The following is a 15,439-nucleotide window of genomic DNA, read 5'->3' as shown; positions in this document are numbered from 1 at the left end:
CGGCGATGCACGGCAGCTCACGCCGCGCGCTGATCCACGGGGGACCACGGGGGACCACGGGACAGCGCTCAGCGCGAAGCCGCCCACAGCCGTACGCCGTACGCAGCCGCCCCCACCGCAAGCACGGCCGCGCCGACGACCACCGAAACCCCCGGCAGCGCGCAGGCCAGCGTCACGCAGCCGAGGAGGCCCAGCACCGGCACGACCCGCGCCGCCGGGGCCGGACTCAGCGTCCACGCGGAGGCGTTGGCGATCGCGTAGTACGCCAGCACACCGAAGGAGGAGAAACCGATCGCGCCGCGCACGTCCACGGTCGCGGCCAGCACGGCGACCACCGTGCCCACGGCCAGTTCCGCCCGGTGCGGGACCTGGAAGCGCGGATGCACGGCGGCCAGGGCGCCCGGCAGGCGGCGGTCGCGGGCCATGGCCAGCGTGGTCCGTGAGACACCCAGGATCAGGGCGAGAAGCGAGCCGAGCGCGGCCACGGCGGCGCCCGCCCGCACGACCGGCACGAGCCCCGGCAGTCCGGCGGCTCGTACAGCGTCCGCCAGCGGCGCCGGGGCGCGCCCCAGCCCGTCCGTTCCGAGCACCGAAAGGACAGCGACAGCGACCGCCGCGTACACCGCGAGCGCGATGCCCAGAGCCAAGGGGATCGCGCGCGGAATGGTGCGCGCGGGATCGCGTACCTCCTCGCCGAGTGTGGCGATCCGCGCGTACCCGGCGAACGCGAAGAAGAGCAGCCCGGCCGCCTGAAGCACTCCGCCCGCGCCGGACGACAGCCCGATGCCCAGCCGCCCGGCATCGGAGACGTCGGACCCGAGACACCCCACCACCACGGAAGCGAGGACCCCCAGGACCACCGCCACGATCACCCGCGTCAGCCAGGCCGACTTCTGCATGCCGCCGTAGTTCACGGCGGTCAGCGCGACCACCGCGGCGACCGCCACCGCGTGCGCGTGCGCGGGCCAGACGTACGCGCCCACGGTGAGTGCCATCGCCGCACAGGAGGCCGTCTTGCCGACGATGAACGACCAGCCCGCCAGATATCCCCAGAAGGCCCCCAGCCGCTCGCGCCCGTAGACGTACGTGCCGCCGGAAGCGGGGTACAGGGCGGCCAGCCGGGCCGAGGACATCGCGTTGCAGTAGGCGACGACCGCGGCGACCGCGAGCCCGAGCAGGAGCCCGGATCCGGCCGCCCGTGCGGCGGGGCCGAGCGCGGCGAAGATCCCGGCACCGATCATCGAGCCGAGCCCGATGACCACGGCGTCGCCGACTCCCAGCGTGCGGCGCAACCCGGGACTGGACGGTGTCATGTGCCGCACCCTACTGATCGTCGCAACCGGCGGGAGCCACAGGACGTCCTGTTCATCAGCGCGGCGTCGACACGACATCGGCACCCGCGACCCGTACCGGATACGGACAGCGCGGACACGGCCGGCCCGGACCGAAGTCACAGGGCCGGGACAGCGTGAGTACAGGACGGAAGGGCAGGCTCAGACATGGGCATCATCAGCTGGATCATTCTGGGGCTGCTGGCCGGCGCCATCGCCAAGTTCCTGCTCCCGGGGCGCGATCCGGGAGGCTTCGTCGGAACGACCGTCATCGGTGTCGTGGGCGCGTTCGTCGGCGGCTGGATATCGGCCCGCTGGCTGGACCACCCCATCAGCAAGCACTTCTACGACGGCGCCACTTGGGCCGCCGCCATCGGCGGCTCGCTCGTGCTGCTGATCCTGTACCGCGTCCTGTTCGGCGACTCGCGCCGCTGAGCCCGCGTCGCCAGGTACCGCGGCCGCGCGGTACGAGGAAGGGTGGACACCGGAGGTGTCCACCCTTCCTCGTACCGTCGGCACGCCATCGCGTGGGTGTCGGCGGACGTCCCGCCGGTCGTTCTACCGGTAGTTCACGTACTGCAGGGCGAAGTCGAAGTCCTTGCCCTTGAGGAGGGCCTGAACGGCCTGCAGGTCGTCGCGGCTCTTCGAGCTGACCCGCAGCTCGTCACCCTGCACCTGGGCCTTCACGCCCTTGGGGCCCTCGTCACGGATGATCTTCGCAACCTTCTTGGCGTTCTCCTGGGAGATGCCCTCCTCGATCGTCGCGAAGATCTTGTACTCCTTGCCGGAGAGCTGGGGCTCACCGGCGTCCAGCGACTTCAGCGAGATGCCGCGCTTGATCAGCTTGGTCTCGAACACGTCGAGGATGGCCTTCACCCGCTCCTCGGAGTTCGCCTCCATGAGGATCTTCTCGCCGGACCAGGAGATGGAGGCGCCGACGTTCTTGAAGTCGTAGCGCTGCGAGATCTCCTTGGCGGTCTGGTTGAGGGCGTTGTCGACCTCCTGCCGCTCGACCTTCGAGACGATGTCGAAACTGGAGTCGGCCATGTCCTGTGGCTCCTTGTATCGGGGTGCGTAGGGGCGGCCGTCGAGCCCGGCGTAGGCCTCCGGCCGCATCCGCATAAGCCTAGCCACCCCCCTCCCCCCAAGCGTCGATCAATTGGGTGGCGAAGCATCCCCGAGCATCGGGTATCGTTTACGTCGTTGCCAGGGAGCACCGCGAAGGCGAGGCTCAGAGGCAGCAACCCCGGCGGTGTGCCCGAGTGGCCAAAGGGAGCAGACTGTAAATCTGCCGGCTTAGCCTACCCAGGTTCGAACCCTGGCGCCGCCACATGAAGGTAACCCCCTTCGACCTGCTTAACCGCAGGTCGGAGGGGGTTTCTTCGTTCCCGCTCCTGGTCGATCCGGGGTGAACGGGAAGGGGGTGTGTCCCACCTCGTACCGCCAGTGGGTTCCACCGCTCGCGGTCCGCGTCCGGTAGGCGTCGGGGACGAGTGCCCGGCGCGCTCGCAGAGGCCATGAACCTGCCAGATAAGCTGCCGCTTCTTGTGACGACATACTCCTGAAGAGGTGTGAATGAAGACAGGCAGACGAACCGTCGCGGTGGCCGCGTTCGTGGGGGCGTTGGGGCTCTCGGTGCTGAACGCGCCGGCGGCTCAGGCGGCGGACACCGGTGTCACCGTGTCGAGCATCGTCATCAACAACGGCAAGCCGATCGTCGTCGGCACCTCGAAGGAGGTGGAGCCGCCCATCAGTTTCAACATCGCGCTGCCTTCCGGGTACAGCACCGCCGACCCCTCGCGCTACACCGCGTACCCCTTCCTCTACCGCGGCAGCATCACGACGGCGGCCGACACCGGAGAGAACTTCATCCAGCCGGGCAGCTACACCTGCTACGAGATCGACTCCAAGCACGCTCGCTGCGAGGGCAACCTCTACATCGACCCGCACCCGAGCCAGGAGCACGTCGACTCCAACAGCGACGCCACGACCTGGAAGGTCGGCGTCTCGCTGCGGCTGTGGAAGGCCGACGGCGGCCTCAAGACCGGGGAACGGGAGACGCGGTCCACGACCGCCCAGCTCAAGCGCGCGGCCAAGGCCACCACCAACGCCTCGCCGGAGCCGGTCACCAAGGGCAAGCCGCTCACCGTCACGGGCAAGGTGACCCGGGCGAACTGGAGCACGAAGAAGTACGACGCCTACAGCGGCCGTACGGTCAGCCTCCAGTTCCGCGCCAAGGGTGCCGAGACTTTCCAGACGGTCAAGAAGGCCACCACCAGCAGCACCGGGGGCTTGAAGACCACCGTCACCGCCTCGGTCGACGGTTACTACCGCTGGGTGTACTACGGCAACTCGACGACCGGCGTCGCCACCAGCGCGGCCGACTACGTCGACGTGCACTGAACCCCCTCGGCGCGGGGGCGGGATCTCGCCGCCCTCGGCCTTGGCCGGAATGACCCCCGGTAAACCGCGTAGCCACCCATACCTTCGGCTTGGCCGAAGGTATGGGTGGCGGCCGAAAACCGCGCGCAGGAAATTGTCGCCGCAGTCGATATCGGGATGGTGATCTGTATTGCCGGCGACCGTGCCGCGAAGAAGCCTGAGAAGGCCTTCTGGGGCACGTGCGGATGCTTCGAAGGGTTCCGTGGCCGGGTCGGCACGGAACGGGCGAAGCGCTGCGTGGGTGAACTGCCCTCCTGAGCAAGGGTAGTTGGGTCCGGGAGGGTGGGCGTCGGCGTCGGTCGCGGCCTCGGGGACGGGTCCGGCCGACCGATGTGGCGCCGGTCCGGTGAGTGAGCCGTTCGCCGTGGCTTGACGCCTTGATCCCGCAGGACGCGGCCGGTCGGCCGCGTCCTGTTTTCGTGCGTCGCAATTCTTGGGGTGTGGAGGGCGTATTTGAAATTCTCTCCAGAATTGAATTTCAGGTGGAAACCTTCATCGAGTGCCATCGAGCGCCATTGAGTGCCATCGAGCGCAGCTCATCGACAGGGCGGCCGGCTACGGGACGCGTGGGGTGACGGCAGCCGCGACCGGCGGGGCACACTGATCCCATGTCATCGCGTCGTAGGAACTGCCCGGAGTGCCGTCGGGAGATCGCCGTCGTCGCGGGGCGGTTCGCTCGGCATGATCCGCCCGGCGCGCGGGGGACCGGGGAACTGGTCTCGTGTCCCGGTTCGCGCCGGGAAGCGTTCATCGGGGCGGCGCAGCCCACGCTGGACGGGTACACCGTCCCCGATTTCCCCGGCCAGCTCTCGCTGTTCTGAACGGAACGGACCCTTGGGCGGGCACGGCCAGAGCCGAGCGCGGGCCGGTGCGGCCCGCCGCCGACCGGACAGGTCCTAGTGCCCCGGCAGGCAACGTTCGCCCCGTCGCGGCGCCCGGCACGCTCCCCCAAGCTCTCGGCTTCGCTCGAGCAGGGGGACCCCCATGACGCCGCTCCTTGACGGGCAAACGTTGCCTGCCGGGGCACTAGTTGCCCGCCACCGACTTCACCGCGACCGAGATCGGTGTCGAACCGCTGACGGCTTCCAGGGTCAGACCGGCGGTGGCCGGAGTGTCGACCAGTTCGGCGAGGACCGCGGCGACGTCGTCGCGGGGAATCATGCCGCGGCCGGTCGAGGCCTCCAGGCGTACGAGACCGGTTCCGGCGTCGTCGATCAGGCCGCCGGGGCGCAGGATCGTCCAGTCCAGACCCGTACGGCCGCGGATGTACTCGTCGGCCTCGCCCTTGGCGCGCAGGTAGGCGTCGAAGATGTCGTCACCCGGATGGGCCGGGTCCGCGCCCATCGAGGAGACGACCACGTGCCGGCGTACGCCCGCGCGCTCGGCGGCGTCCGCGAACAGGATCGCGGCGCCCTTGTCCACCGTCTGCTTGCGGTCCGCGCCGCTGCCCGGCCCCGCGCCCGCCGCGAAGACGGCCGCGTCGGCGCCCTGCAGATGCGCGGCGACCTCTTCCACCGATGCCGACTCGAGATCGCACAGGACGGGCTCGGCGCCGGCCGCCCGCAGATCGTCCCCTTGCTCGGCGCGGCGGATGATTCCCGCGACCTCGTCCCCGCGCGCGGAGAGCAGCCGCTCCAGCCGCAGCGCGATCTGACCATGACCACCAGCGATGACAATGCGCATGTTTCCGACCGTACGCCCGGAAGACCGCGTTCGCCGCACAACCCTGTGGGCGACTCACGAGTCACATGGGTGATCACTGTGAACGCGTGGGTGATCGCCGCGGGAACGCGTCGGAACGAGTGAACACGCGAACGAAGCAACGCCGTGCGGGCCCGTGCGGCGTTGCAAGAGGAGACCATCATCACCGTCATACGCAAGACCGTCACCGCGGTCGGCTGCACCGCTGTCCTTCTCACCGCGGCGGCCGCCTGTGGCACGGTCGAGAACCTCACGGCCGGGCAGAAGGTGGACCACGCCGCCTCCCGTCTCGGCGAACAGAAGTCGATCGCCTTCCAGTTGGACCTGGATGCCGACGCGGACGCGATCAACGCCCTTGCGGGCGAGGACGGTTCCGACGAATCCCTTCCCCCGACGTTCGCGAAGTTCGTCAGCGGGCTCCGTGTCGACGTCTCCGTCAAGTCCAGGAAGGCGCTGGCGGATTCGGGCCAGAAGGACCTCATCGGGACGAGCGTGAGGATCGCGGGGACCGGCGGCGTCCTGGTCGAGTACCGGATCGTCGGCGACTTCATTTACTACCGCAGCGACATGAAGGCCGTCGGTGAGGCGATGGGCGTTCCCATGCCGTCCGCCGACGATCTGCCGCCGAGCCAGAAGGAGTTGAAGAAGGTCCTCGAAGGCGACTGGGTGAAGTTCGACACCAAGGAGCTGGAGGACGCGCGGAAGTCCGCCGGGGGTGCCCCGAAGGGGGCCGCCGGTGACGGGGAGATCGACGCGAAGACCCAGAAGAAGGTCCTCGACGCCGTACGCGGTGTCATCGGCCACAAGGTCACCTTCCGGACCAAGGGCGGCGCCGACGGTGTCGAGCACGTCGTCGCCTCGGGCAACGTCCGTGACCTGCTCACCGGTGTCTTCGGCAAGCTCCGCCCGCTCCAGGACGACCTTCCGGCGGGTGCGGAACTGCCCTCCGCCAAGGACCTCAAGGACGCGCCGAACAAGAAGGCCTCCGTCGACTTCACCCTGAAGAACGGCGACCTCCGGCAGATCAAGGTCGACCTGGCCGTCCTCGCCGACAGCCCGGCGAAGGCCAAGCTGCCCCTCGTCCTGAAGTTCTCCGAAGCGGGTGACGTCAGCGCGCCGGCCGGAGCCACCGAGTTCCCTGTGGACAAGCTTCCCGGGGGCAGCCCGCTGGGCGGCGCCTTCATGGGCGGTGGGCTCTAGGCCTTCATGGGCGGCGGGTTCCAGGAGCGGGTTCTGGAAGGGCGGGTGCGGGGGTTCCGAGGGGTGGTTCCAGTGCGCCGGTTCCAGTGCGTCCCGGTCGGCCCCGATCGGGGCGTCGGCCCGTGCGGATCCGTTCTGGCCGGTCGGATCCGCTCTGCCCGGTCGGACCCGGTCGGACCCGGTCGGCTCTCTGAGGCCTCGGAAGCCGCCCCGGCAGGTCCGTGAGGCCTGGCGCCCGTGAGGCCTGGCGCCCGTGAGGCCTGGCGCCCGTGAAGCCTGGCGGTCGTGAAGCCTGGAGCCCGTGAGGCCGGGCAGCGCCAGAAGCCTCGGAGCCCCGGCTAGGACGGCTCTTCCCGTCCCTGCCGGGGCAGTTCCAGCCCGGAGTCGGCCGCCGAGTCGCAGTACTCCCGCACCGCGCTGGTCCGCGCCACCACGCGCCCACGGTGGATCACGATCCGGCTGTACGCGAGGGACAGCACGCCCGCCAGGTGGTCCCCGCGTACGGCGAGCAACTCGGCCGGGAACCCCGCCTCCACGCGCACCTCGGACAGTCCGAGCGCGGCTCTGGCGGCACAACTCACCGTGCCGTACGCCTCCTCGGGGCGCAGCCCGTACCGGGACACCAGCAAGTACGCGGCTTCCAGCGGGTCCCCGCGTCCCACCGGGTTGGACACGTCGCGCAGGGCGCCACTGCCCGCCGCGATGCGTACGCCGGCCGCCCGCAGAAGCCGTACGGGAGCCGTGCCGCGCCGGTCGGTGGAGCCGCAGCCGCCCTGCGGCAGACACACCACCGTCACTCCGGCCGCGGCGAGTTGGTCCGCGGCGCGGGAGGCGACCTCGGAGGGCAGCCGGCCGAGCCCGCCGCACGGGCCGAGGGTCACCCCGGGCCGCAGGCCGCCCGCCATCGCGGCGAGCCGGGCGAGCCGGGCGGGATCGGCGGCGTCCGTGTGCAGATCGACCGGACAGCCGTGCTCGGAGGCGAGTTCCAGGACGGCCTCGACGTACCCCGTCGGATCGGGGTCGGCGTCCGGACAGCCGCCCACCACGGAAGCGCCCATCTTCAGGGCGTCCCGCAGCATCGCGAGCCCGTCGGCACCGGCCGCCCCGGTCAGTACGCGCGGCATCGCGACCGTCGCCAGTTCGGCGAGCCCCCGCAACGACCGCCGTACCTCGAGCACCGCCGCCAGCGCGTCCAGCCCCTGCACGTCGCCGACGTGCACGTGGGACCGCAAAGCCGTGGCGCCGTGCCCGAGTTGCAGCAGGGCCGCCTCGGTCGCCCTGAGCTGGACCGCCCGCTCGTCGTACGCGAGAGGTCCGTGGTCGTCGGCCGTCAGGGCCGTGTCGCTGTGTGCGTGGGGCTCGGCGGGGGCCGGCAGGAGGAGGTAGCCGTCGAGGTCCACCCTCGCGGCGAGAGCCCCCGAGGCACCCGCCGCGAGACTTCCCGCGGTGCCGACCGCCTCGATACGACCGCCGCCCAGCCGTACGTCCACGGTCCGGCCGTCGGTGAGCCGCGCCCCGCACAGCAGGAGAGCGGCCGTGTCGGTCTGTCCCGAGGGGGAGCGGGGCGGCTGCTGCTGACTGTCGGGCATCGCGCTCCTGTGGCTCGGGGGCGGCTGCGGGAGGGACGACTGCGGAGCGTGGGGACACAAGATCACGCAGCGTGGGTCGAGCCTAGGGCGGTGACCCGTCAACGTCGGGGAGGAGCGCAATAGTCGTACCGGCGTGGCCCGTCGACCGGCCCGGACAGGTCCCCTTCGAGACCGGCCCGGACAGGCCCCCTTCGAGACCGGTCCAGAACAGGCCGCCCCCGCGCACAGTGACCCCCGAGCCGGGTACGACCGCCCCCGGCGGCCCTCACCACCCACGCGGGCCCCCACGGGACCCGGCGTACGTCCCCACGGAACCCGGCGCAGGTCCCCACCGTCCGGTGCCCGGAGAGCCGTCACCCCCTGTGATCCATGAGTCCCGAGGGGCGCGTGAGCGCTTCCGGGAACGCCTGGGGGAACGCCTGTGATCAGGCCCGGGAGGGTGCCGCGAAACGGATTTGGGCGATCGGCGGAGGACCGTGTAATGTCTTCATCGCTCGCCCCAATAGCTCAGTCGGTAGAGCGTCTCCATGGTAAGGAGAAGGTCTACGGTTCGATTCCGTATTGGGGCTCTGGTGCGAAAGGTTCCCGTCGCAAGGCGGGATCCGATCGCATCTCAGCGGTGTAGCTCAGTCGGTAGAGCAAGCGGCTCATAATCGCTGTGTCACCGGTTCAAGTCCGGTCACCGCTACTGACAGTAGCCGATTGTGGGGTCGGTCCTTCGATCGGCTACTCTTCTATGCGTTAATGTCCCATCCGTTCGTCAAGGAGCACTCCTGTGGCTGCCACCGACGTCCGCCCGAAGATCACGCTGGCCTGCGTGGAGTGCAAGGAGCGGAACTACATCACCAAGAAGAACCGGCGTAACAACCCGGACCGACTGGAGATGAAGAAGCACTGCCCGCGTTGCAACGCGCACACCGCGCACCGCGAAACGCGATAATTTCAGGCTCGTACACGAGGCCGTCCCCTTCGGGGGGCGGCCTCGCGTCGTTGTGGAACCGATGTCCGGCGCGGGCCAGGCGTCATGCGTGGACCCCGTGATTTAGAGCGAAGATAGGCCGTCCGGCTAAGACGGTCGCTCCAGCTGTGACAACCAGTGCGGCGACGACAACCAGGAGGTGCCGAGCCCATGGCGCTCGACCAGTCCTTCGTAGGGCGGTCCTACCCGCCCACCGACCCCTATGAGGTCGGCCGGGAGAAGATCCGCGAGTTCGCGGAGGCCGTGGGGGACAGTAACCCTGCGTACACGGACCCCGAGGCCGCACGCGCGCTCGGGCACCCCGACGTGATCGCCCCGCCGACTTTTGTGTTCGCCATCACGTTCAAGGCCGCGGGCCAGGTCGTCCAGGACCCGCAACTGGGTCTCGACTACAGCCGGGTGGTGCACGGCGACCAGAAGTTCGCCTACACCCGCCCGGTGCGCGCGGGTGACCGGCTCACGGTGACCTCGACCATCGAGTCGATCAAGTCCCTCGCGGGCAACGACATCCTGGACATCCGTGGCGAGGTCCACGACGAGGCGGGCGAGCACGTCGTGACGGCCGTCACGAAGCTCGTGTCCCGTGCGGCGGAGGTGGGCTGACATGACGGCGAAGATCTCTTACGCGGACGTCGAGGTCGGCACCGAGCTGCCGGCCCGGACGTTCTCTGTGACGCGTGCCACGCTTGTGCAGTACGCGGGGGCCTCCGGGGACTTCAACCCGATCCACTGGAACGAGAAGTTCGCGGTCGAGGTGGGCCTTCCCGACGTCATCGCGCACGGCATGTTCACCATGGCCGAGGCGATCCGCGTGGTCACCGACTGGGTCGGCGACCCGGGCTCGGTCCTCGAGTACGGCGTTCGCTTCACCAAGCCCGTCGTCGTCCCGAACGACGAGAAGGGCGCCACGATCGAGGTCGGCGGCAAGGTCGCGGCCAAGCTCGACGACAACACCGTCCGCGTCGACCTCACGGCGACCAGCGGCGGGCAGAAGGTGCTGGGCATGTCGCGAGCGGTCGTACGACTCGCCTGACACACCGGATCGCGTAAGGGGCGCCCGCCATTGCGGGCGCCCCTTACGCGTGCCCGCTGCGGCGCCCCATGGGCCTCGCCTCGGGAACTCCGCGTCCAAGAGCCGAGAGCCGAGAGCCGAGAGCCGAGAGCCATGGGCCAAGGCCCAAGGGCCCAAGGCCTAAGGGCCCAAGGCCAAGAGCCTGAGAGTCGGGCTCCCGAGCGTCCCGCGCCCAGGCCGAAGCCCCCTTGACTTAGTTAGTGATTGAGTACTAACTTAGTCGCATGGTCAGGATGAGCGCAGAGGAGAGGCGCGAGAGCGTCATTCGCGCGGCGATGATCGAGTTCGCCCACGGCGGCTACCACGGCACGTCCACCGAGGCGATCGCCAAGCGCGTGGGTGTCTCGCAGCCGTATCTCTTCCGGCTCTTCCCGGGCAAGCGGGCGATCTTCCTGGCGGCCGCCGAGCACTGCATGGAGCTCGCCCGGCGCAGCTTCGAGGAGGCCGCCGAGGGGCTGGAGGGCGAAGAGGCCCTGCATGCCATGGCGAGGTCCTACGTGAAGGTGATCGCGGAGCACCCCGAGCGGCTGCTGATGCAGATGCAGACGTACGTCGCGGTGGGGGCCGCCGAGGAGGCCGGCGATCACGAGCTCGGCGAGGCGGTCAGGGCCGGCTGGATGCGGCTCTGGGACACGGTTCACGTGCCGCTCGGGGCCGACGTGGACGGGACCACGACCTTCATGGCGTACGGAATGCTCGTCAACTGCCTGGTGTCGATGGGGTTCCCGCCCGAGCACCGGGTCTGGGAAGGGCTCTACCCGTCGGCGCGCGTCACGGGCCGGCTGGAGAAGTAGCGCGAGGGCGGAGGCGGTGTTCGGCGCGTCTTCATGACCTCAAAAGTTAGTCATCAATAACTAACCATCGGCAGTGATCACATCACCTTCTGGGGGAGCGATGTCTCAGCGGACGGCACGGACAGCGAAGAACGGATCGGCGGCACCGGCCCCGACAGGGGCCACGGGATCGCCCGAGAGGCCGGCCCCGGCGTCGGCCGCGGAGCCGACCGGGCGGCGCGGCGGGGCCGGGTGGGCCCTTCTCATCACGAGCGTCGCCGGGTTCATGGCGGCCCTCGACAACCTCGTCGTCACCACCGCCCTGCCCTCCATCCGCAAGGATCTCGGGGGAGCGCTGGGCGACCTGGAATGGACCGTGAGCGCCTACACGCTCACCTTCGCCGTCCTGCTGATGTTCGGCGCCGCGCTCGGTGACCGGTTCGGCCGCCGCAGGCTCTTCATGGTCGGCCTGAGCGTCTTCACCGGGGCCTCGGCCGCCGCGGCCATGGCCCCCGGCATCGACTCGCTGATCGCCGCCCGCGCGGTCCAGGGCGTCGGCGCGGCGATCATGATGCCGCTGACCCTGACCCTGCTGACGGCCGCGGTCCCCGCCGCCAAGCGCGGCATGGTGTACGGGATCTGGGGCGCCGTCAACGGACTCGCGGTCGCCTCCGGGCCCCTCATCGGCGGCAGCCTCACCGAACACGTCTCCTGGCACTGGATCTTCTGGCTGAACGTTCCGCTGGGTCTCGCGGTGCTCCCGCTCGCCCGGCTTCGGCTGTCCGAGTCGTTCGGCGCCGGCGCACGGCTCGACTTCCCCGGCACCCTGCTCGCCAGCGGCGGCCTCTTCGGGATCGTCTACGGCCTGGTCCGCGGGCCCGCCGACGGTTGGACCAGCGCGTTCGTCCTGACCGGTCTGATCGCGGGCGCCGCCCTGCTCGCCGGTTTCGTCGTCCACGGCACCCGGGCCAAGAACCCGATGCTCCCGATGCGGCTCTTCCGCTCCCGCGCCTTCGCCGGGATCAACGCGGCCAGCCTGCTGATGTTCCTCGGGATGTTCGGCTCGATCTTCCTGCTCAGCCAGTACATGCAGGGCGTGCTCGGCTACTCGCCGACCGAGGCGGGGCTGCGGATGCTCCCCTGGACCGGTATGCCGATGCTCGTCGCGCCGATCGCGGGCATCCTGTCCGATCGCATCGGCGGCCGCCCGGTCGTCGCCGTGGGCCTCTTCCTCCAGGCCGTCGGCCTCGGCTACATGGCCGTCGTGGCCACCGCCCACGCCTCGTACGGCGCTCAACTGCCCGCTCTGATCATCAGCGGTGTCGGCATGGCGCTGTACTTCGCCCCGGCCGCCAACCTGGTCATGTCCAGCGTCCGGCCGCAGGAGCAGGGCATCGCCTCGGGCGCCAACAACGCGCTGCGCGAGGTGGGCGGCGCGCTCGGTGTCGCGATCATGTCGTCGATCTTCGCCGCCCAGGGCGGATACGAGTCCGGCCAGGCCTTCGTGGACGGACTGCGGCCCGCGCTGGTCACCGGCTCGGCGGTCGTGGCCGTCGCCGGAATCGCCGCCCTGGTGATCCCGGCCGGGCGCCGCACCGCGGGGAACGCGGCGGACGCGGCCCGGTCCGGCTCCGCCGGGCCGGCCCCGGTGCTGGAGACCGCCGGCCGCTGAGCACCGGGCCCGCGCGCGTACGGCCCCCGTCCGCCCGGGCGGGGCCGTACGCGTGCGTGTCAGGCGACCGACACCCCGCCTCCTCCCGGCAACTCCGGCACCCGCGTGACCCCGTACGCCCGGAGCAGTCGGTGCCGTCTCGTAGTCTTGAGCCCGTGCAGGAACTCCACGATGCCCCGCTCGCCCCGCTGACCACCTTCCGGCTCGGCGGCCCGGCCGCCCGGCTGATCACCGCCACGACCGACGCCGAGGTCGTCGCCGCCGTGCGCGAGGCCGACGACGCCGGTACGCCACTGCTGGTCATCGGCGGTGGATCGAACCTGGTCATCGGCGACAAGGGCTTCGCCGGGACCGCTCTGCGCATCGCCACGAAGGGCTTCTCCCTCGACGGTACGAGGCTGGAGCTGGCCGCGGGCGAGGTGTGGACCGACGCGGTCGCCCGCTCCGTCGAGGCCGGGCTGGCCGGGATCGAGTGCCTCGCGGGCATCCCCGGGTCCGCCGGTGCGACACCGATCCAGAACGTGGGCGCGTACGGCCAGGAAGTGTCGTCGACGATCACCGAAGTGATCGCCTACGACCGGAAGGCGCGCGAGACGGTCACGCTGACCAACGCCGAGTGCGAGTTCTCGTACCGCCACAGTCGCTTCAAGGCGGACCCCGAGCGCCATGTCGTGCTGCGGGTGCGCTTCGGGCTGGAGGACGCGCAGGGGCTGTCGGCGCCGGTCAAGTACGCCGAGACGGCCCGTGCGCTCGGCGTGGAGCCCGGCGACCGTGTGCCCCTCGACGCCGCCCGCGAGACCGTTCTGAAGCTGCGTGCCGGGAAGGGCATGGTGCTCGACCCCGAGGACCACGACACCTGGTCCGCCGGATCGTTCTTCACCAACCCGATCCTCACCCACGAGGCGTTCGCCGCGTTCCACGCGCGCGTGGAGGAACGGCTCGGCGCCGATGCCGTACCGCCCGCGTATGCGGCCGGCGAGGGCCACACCAAGACCTCCGCGGCCTGGCTGATCGACAAGTCGGGCTTCACCAAGGGCTACGGAACCGGGCCCGCCCGTATCTCCACCAAGCACACCCTCGCCCTGACCAACCGCGGCGGGGCCACCACCGAGGACCTCCTCGCGCTGGCCCGGGAGGTCGTCGCCGGGGTCCACGAGGCCTTCGGGATCACGCTCGTCAACGAGCCGGTGACGGTGAACGCGAGCCTCTGAAGGCGATCACCGGCGCGAACGCCCACCGGTAGCCCACTAGTAGCCCACTAGTAGGCGACGCCCACCCCCTGCTTCACGGTCCCCGGGTCGTCGATCATCGCCAGCATCGCGTGGGCCACGTCGGCGCGCGCGATGAAGCGACCCCTGGGCGGGAAGCCGCCCTCGGCCGTGCGGTAGGAGCCGGTCAGCGGCTTGTTCCGGAGGCGGGGCGGCCGGACGGCGGTCCAGTCCGTGGCGCTGCCCGCGAGCTCGTCCTCCATCTCCCGCAGGTCGGCGTAGACGTCCTTCAGAAGGGCGGAGATCAGACGCAGCATCGCGCGGTCGAGGAGTGTGTCCTCCTCGGGGCCGGGTCCGACCGGAGCCGCGCTGACCACCAGCAGTCGCCGCACCTGCTCGGCCTCCATGGCGCCCAGCACCGTACGGGTGAGCCGGGCCGCGACCCCGGCGTCCTTGCGGCCGCGCGCGCCGAGACCGGAGAGGACGGCGTGCCGGCCCGCGACGGCAGGGCGCAGCGACTCCGGGTCGGTGAGGTCCGCGCGGAAGACCTCCAGATTCGCGCCCGTGACGGTGAGCCGCGCGGGATCCCGTACGACCGCCGTGACCCGGTGGCCCGCGCCCAGGGCCTGGCGGACGATCTCCTGGCCGATGCCTCCGGTGGCACCGAAAACGGTGAGTTCCATGACCTGCTCCCGCATCAGAGGGAATGTGGTGGGTGAGTGTTCACTCACCCTGCTTCCTCTAGAGTGAGTAAGTACTCACCCACCCGTCAACCCCGTAAGGGCGGGTCATGGAATCCTTGGGCCCCATGCAGCAGAAATCCGCCACGGAGAGCACGCCGTCGAAGCCGGCCAGGATCCGCATCCTCGACGCGGCGCACGAGCTCATGCTCACGCTCGGTCTCTCCCGTGCCACCACCAAGGAGATCGCCAGGGCGGCCGGCTGTTCCGAGGCGGCGCTCTACAAGTACTTCGCGAGCAAGGAAGAGCTCTTCATCCGGGTACTCCACGAGCGGCTGCCCCAGCTCGGCCCTCTCCTGGAGCGGCTGACGGCCGAGCCGCGGGAGCACTCCCTGGAGGAGAACCTCACGGAGATCGCCCGTCAGGCGGCCCTCTTCTACGAGCAGAGTTTCCCGATCGCCGCCTCCTTGTACGCGGAGACGCAGCTCAAGCGCCGTCACGACGAGGCCATGCGGGCCATGGGCGCGGGCCCGCACATGCCCATCCGGGGCGTCGCCGCCTATCTGCTGGCGGAACAGCGGGCCGGGCGTGTCCAGCCGGACACCGACACCTATGCGGCCGCGTCCCTCCTCCTCGGGGCCTGCGCGCAGCGGGCGTTCGCCTACGACGCCACCGAGGAGGGCGCGCCGCCGCCCCTGGACACCTTCGCCCCGGCGCTGGTCCGCACCCTGCTCGCCGGGATCGCACCCGGGGACAGGACGGGGGCCGCGGGCGCCTCGGACACGCTCTAGC

17 protein-coding genes and 3 tRNA genes are annotated in these 15,439 nt (G+C 70.5%); 15 read left to right on the top strand and 5 right to left on the bottom strand.

The window, feature by feature from the left end:
- Positions 1 to 68: 68 nt before the first annotated feature.
- Positions 69 to 1,313: an APC family permease gene (locus ACFYW9_RS06265; RefSeq protein WP_389145416.1), complete on the bottom strand. Its 1,245-nt coding sequence runs from the start codon at positions 1,311 to 1,313 to the stop codon at positions 69 to 71.
- A gap of 186 nt (positions 1,314 to 1,499) precedes the next feature.
- Between ACFYW9_RS06265 and ACFYW9_RS06260 the strand changes: the two genes are divergently transcribed.
- Positions 1,500 to 1,766 carry a GlsB/YeaQ/YmgE family stress response membrane protein gene (locus tag ACFYW9_RS06260; RefSeq protein ID WP_326786102.1) on the top strand — a complete coding sequence of 89 codons (267 nt, stop codon included), beginning with the start codon at positions 1,500 to 1,502 and terminating at the stop codon, positions 1,764 to 1,766.
- Between the two features lie 123 nt (positions 1,767 to 1,889).
- Here ACFYW9_RS06260 and ACFYW9_RS06255 read toward each other — a convergent pair whose 3' ends face one another.
- Positions 1,890 to 2,378, bottom strand: coding sequence for a YajQ family cyclic di-GMP-binding protein (locus tag ACFYW9_RS06255; RefSeq protein WP_328449323.1), 489 nt, complete (start codon positions 2,376 to 2,378; stop codon positions 1,890 to 1,892).
- Positions 2,379 to 2,579: 201 nt separating this feature from the next.
- On the opposite strand from ACFYW9_RS06255, the gene ACFYW9_RS06250 reads away from it, so the two are divergent.
- From ACFYW9_RS06250 to ACFYW9_RS06235, 4 genes are all read left to right on the top strand, one after another.
- Positions 2,580 to 2,661, top strand: a tRNA-Tyr gene (locus ACFYW9_RS06250).
- A gap of 245 nt (positions 2,662 to 2,906) precedes the next feature.
- Entirely contained in the window at positions 2,907 to 3,734 is an 828-nt protein-coding gene (locus tag ACFYW9_RS06245) for a hypothetical protein (RefSeq protein WP_351863198.1), read from the top strand.
- Between the two features lie 105 nt (positions 3,735 to 3,839).
- The gene (locus ACFYW9_RS06240; protein ID WP_389145411.1) at positions 3,840 to 4,031 is read left to right on the top strand and encodes a hypothetical protein; all 192 of its coding nucleotides are present in this window, start codon (positions 3,840 to 3,842) and stop codon (positions 4,029 to 4,031) included.
- Between the two features lie 350 nt (positions 4,032 to 4,381).
- Complete coding sequence (locus ACFYW9_RS06235) at positions 4,382 to 4,594, top strand: hypothetical protein (RefSeq protein WP_328449318.1); 213 nt, start codon at positions 4,382 to 4,384, stop codon at positions 4,592 to 4,594.
- A 205-nt stretch (positions 4,595 to 4,799) separates the two neighbouring features.
- Here ACFYW9_RS06235 and ACFYW9_RS06230 read toward each other — a convergent pair whose 3' ends face one another.
- Positions 4,800 to 5,456 carry an SDR family oxidoreductase gene (locus ACFYW9_RS06230; RefSeq protein ID WP_389145407.1) on the bottom strand — a complete coding sequence of 219 codons (657 nt, stop codon included), beginning with the start codon at positions 5,454 to 5,456 and terminating at the stop codon, positions 4,800 to 4,802.
- A 162-nt stretch (positions 5,457 to 5,618) separates the two neighbouring features.
- Here ACFYW9_RS06230 and ACFYW9_RS06225 point away from each other — a divergent pair, with 162 nt between their 5' ends.
- Complete coding sequence (locus ACFYW9_RS06225) at positions 5,619 to 6,674, top strand: hypothetical protein (protein WP_389145404.1); 1,056 nt, start codon at positions 5,619 to 5,621, stop codon at positions 6,672 to 6,674.
- 338 nt (positions 6,675 to 7,012) lie between these two features.
- On the opposite strand, the gene ACFYW9_RS06220 is transcribed toward ACFYW9_RS06225, so the two are convergent.
- The gene (locus ACFYW9_RS06220; RefSeq protein ID WP_389145401.1) at positions 7,013 to 8,263 is read right to left on the bottom strand and encodes an amidohydrolase family protein; all 1,251 of its coding nucleotides are present in this window, start codon (positions 8,261 to 8,263) and stop codon (positions 7,013 to 7,015) included.
- Between the two features lie 496 nt (positions 8,264 to 8,759).
- On the opposite strand from ACFYW9_RS06220, the gene ACFYW9_RS06215 reads away from it, so the two are divergent.
- From ACFYW9_RS06215 to ACFYW9_RS06180, 8 genes are all read left to right on the top strand, one after another.
- Positions 8,760 to 8,832 (top strand) — tRNA-Thr (locus ACFYW9_RS06215).
- 46 nt (positions 8,833 to 8,878) lie between these two features.
- Positions 8,879 to 8,951, top strand: a tRNA-Met gene (locus ACFYW9_RS06210).
- 87 nt (positions 8,952 to 9,038) lie between these two features.
- A complete protein-coding gene (gene rpmG, locus ACFYW9_RS06205) occupies positions 9,039 to 9,203 on the top strand; it encodes a 50S ribosomal protein L33 (protein WP_003948671.1) in 165 nt (54 codons plus the stop codon).
- A gap of 189 nt (positions 9,204 to 9,392) precedes the next feature.
- Positions 9,393 to 9,845, top strand: a complete 453-nt coding sequence (locus ACFYW9_RS06200) for a MaoC family dehydratase N-terminal domain-containing protein (protein ID WP_326786093.1) — start codon at positions 9,393 to 9,395, stop codon at positions 9,843 to 9,845.
- Between the two features lies 1 nt (position 9,846).
- A complete protein-coding gene (locus ACFYW9_RS06195) occupies positions 9,847 to 10,275 on the top strand; it encodes a MaoC family dehydratase (protein ID WP_326786092.1) in 429 nt (142 codons plus the stop codon).
- 263 nt (positions 10,276 to 10,538) lie between these two features.
- The gene (locus ACFYW9_RS06190) at positions 10,539 to 11,108 is read left to right on the top strand and encodes a TetR/AcrR family transcriptional regulator (RefSeq protein WP_389145396.1); all 570 of its coding nucleotides are present in this window, start codon (positions 10,539 to 10,541) and stop codon (positions 11,106 to 11,108) included.
- A 244-nt stretch (positions 11,109 to 11,352) separates the two neighbouring features.
- The gene (locus ACFYW9_RS06185; protein ID WP_389145783.1) at positions 11,353 to 12,759 is read left to right on the top strand and encodes a DHA2 family efflux MFS transporter permease subunit; all 1,407 of its coding nucleotides are present in this window, start codon (positions 11,353 to 11,355) and stop codon (positions 12,757 to 12,759) included.
- A gap of 155 nt (positions 12,760 to 12,914) precedes the next feature.
- Positions 12,915 to 13,970: a UDP-N-acetylmuramate dehydrogenase gene (locus ACFYW9_RS06180; protein ID WP_389145393.1), complete on the top strand. Its 1,056-nt coding sequence runs from the start codon at positions 12,915 to 12,917 to the stop codon at positions 13,968 to 13,970.
- A 47-nt stretch (positions 13,971 to 14,017) separates the two neighbouring features.
- Here the strand turns inward: ACFYW9_RS06180 and ACFYW9_RS06175 are convergent, their stop codons facing one another.
- Entirely contained in the window at positions 14,018 to 14,650 is a 633-nt protein-coding gene (locus ACFYW9_RS06175) for an NAD(P)-dependent oxidoreductase (protein ID WP_389145390.1), read from the bottom strand.
- 125 nt (positions 14,651 to 14,775) lie between these two features.
- Here ACFYW9_RS06175 and ACFYW9_RS06170 point away from each other — a divergent pair, with 125 nt between their 5' ends.
- On the top strand, positions 14,776 to 15,438 hold the full coding sequence (locus tag ACFYW9_RS06170; RefSeq protein ID WP_351863213.1) for a TetR/AcrR family transcriptional regulator: 663 nt from the start codon (positions 14,776 to 14,778) through the stop codon (positions 15,436 to 15,438).
- The last annotated feature ends 1 nt before the right edge of the window (position 15,439 follow it).

The organism is Streptomyces sp. NPDC002698, from assembly GCF_042888945.1.
In the GTDB taxonomy this organism is placed as follows: Bacteria; Actinomycetota; Actinomycetes; order Streptomycetales; family Streptomycetaceae; genus Streptomyces.
Note: the sequence above shows the minus strand (reverse complement) of the source record. Positions and strands in the feature narration are given on the sequence as shown.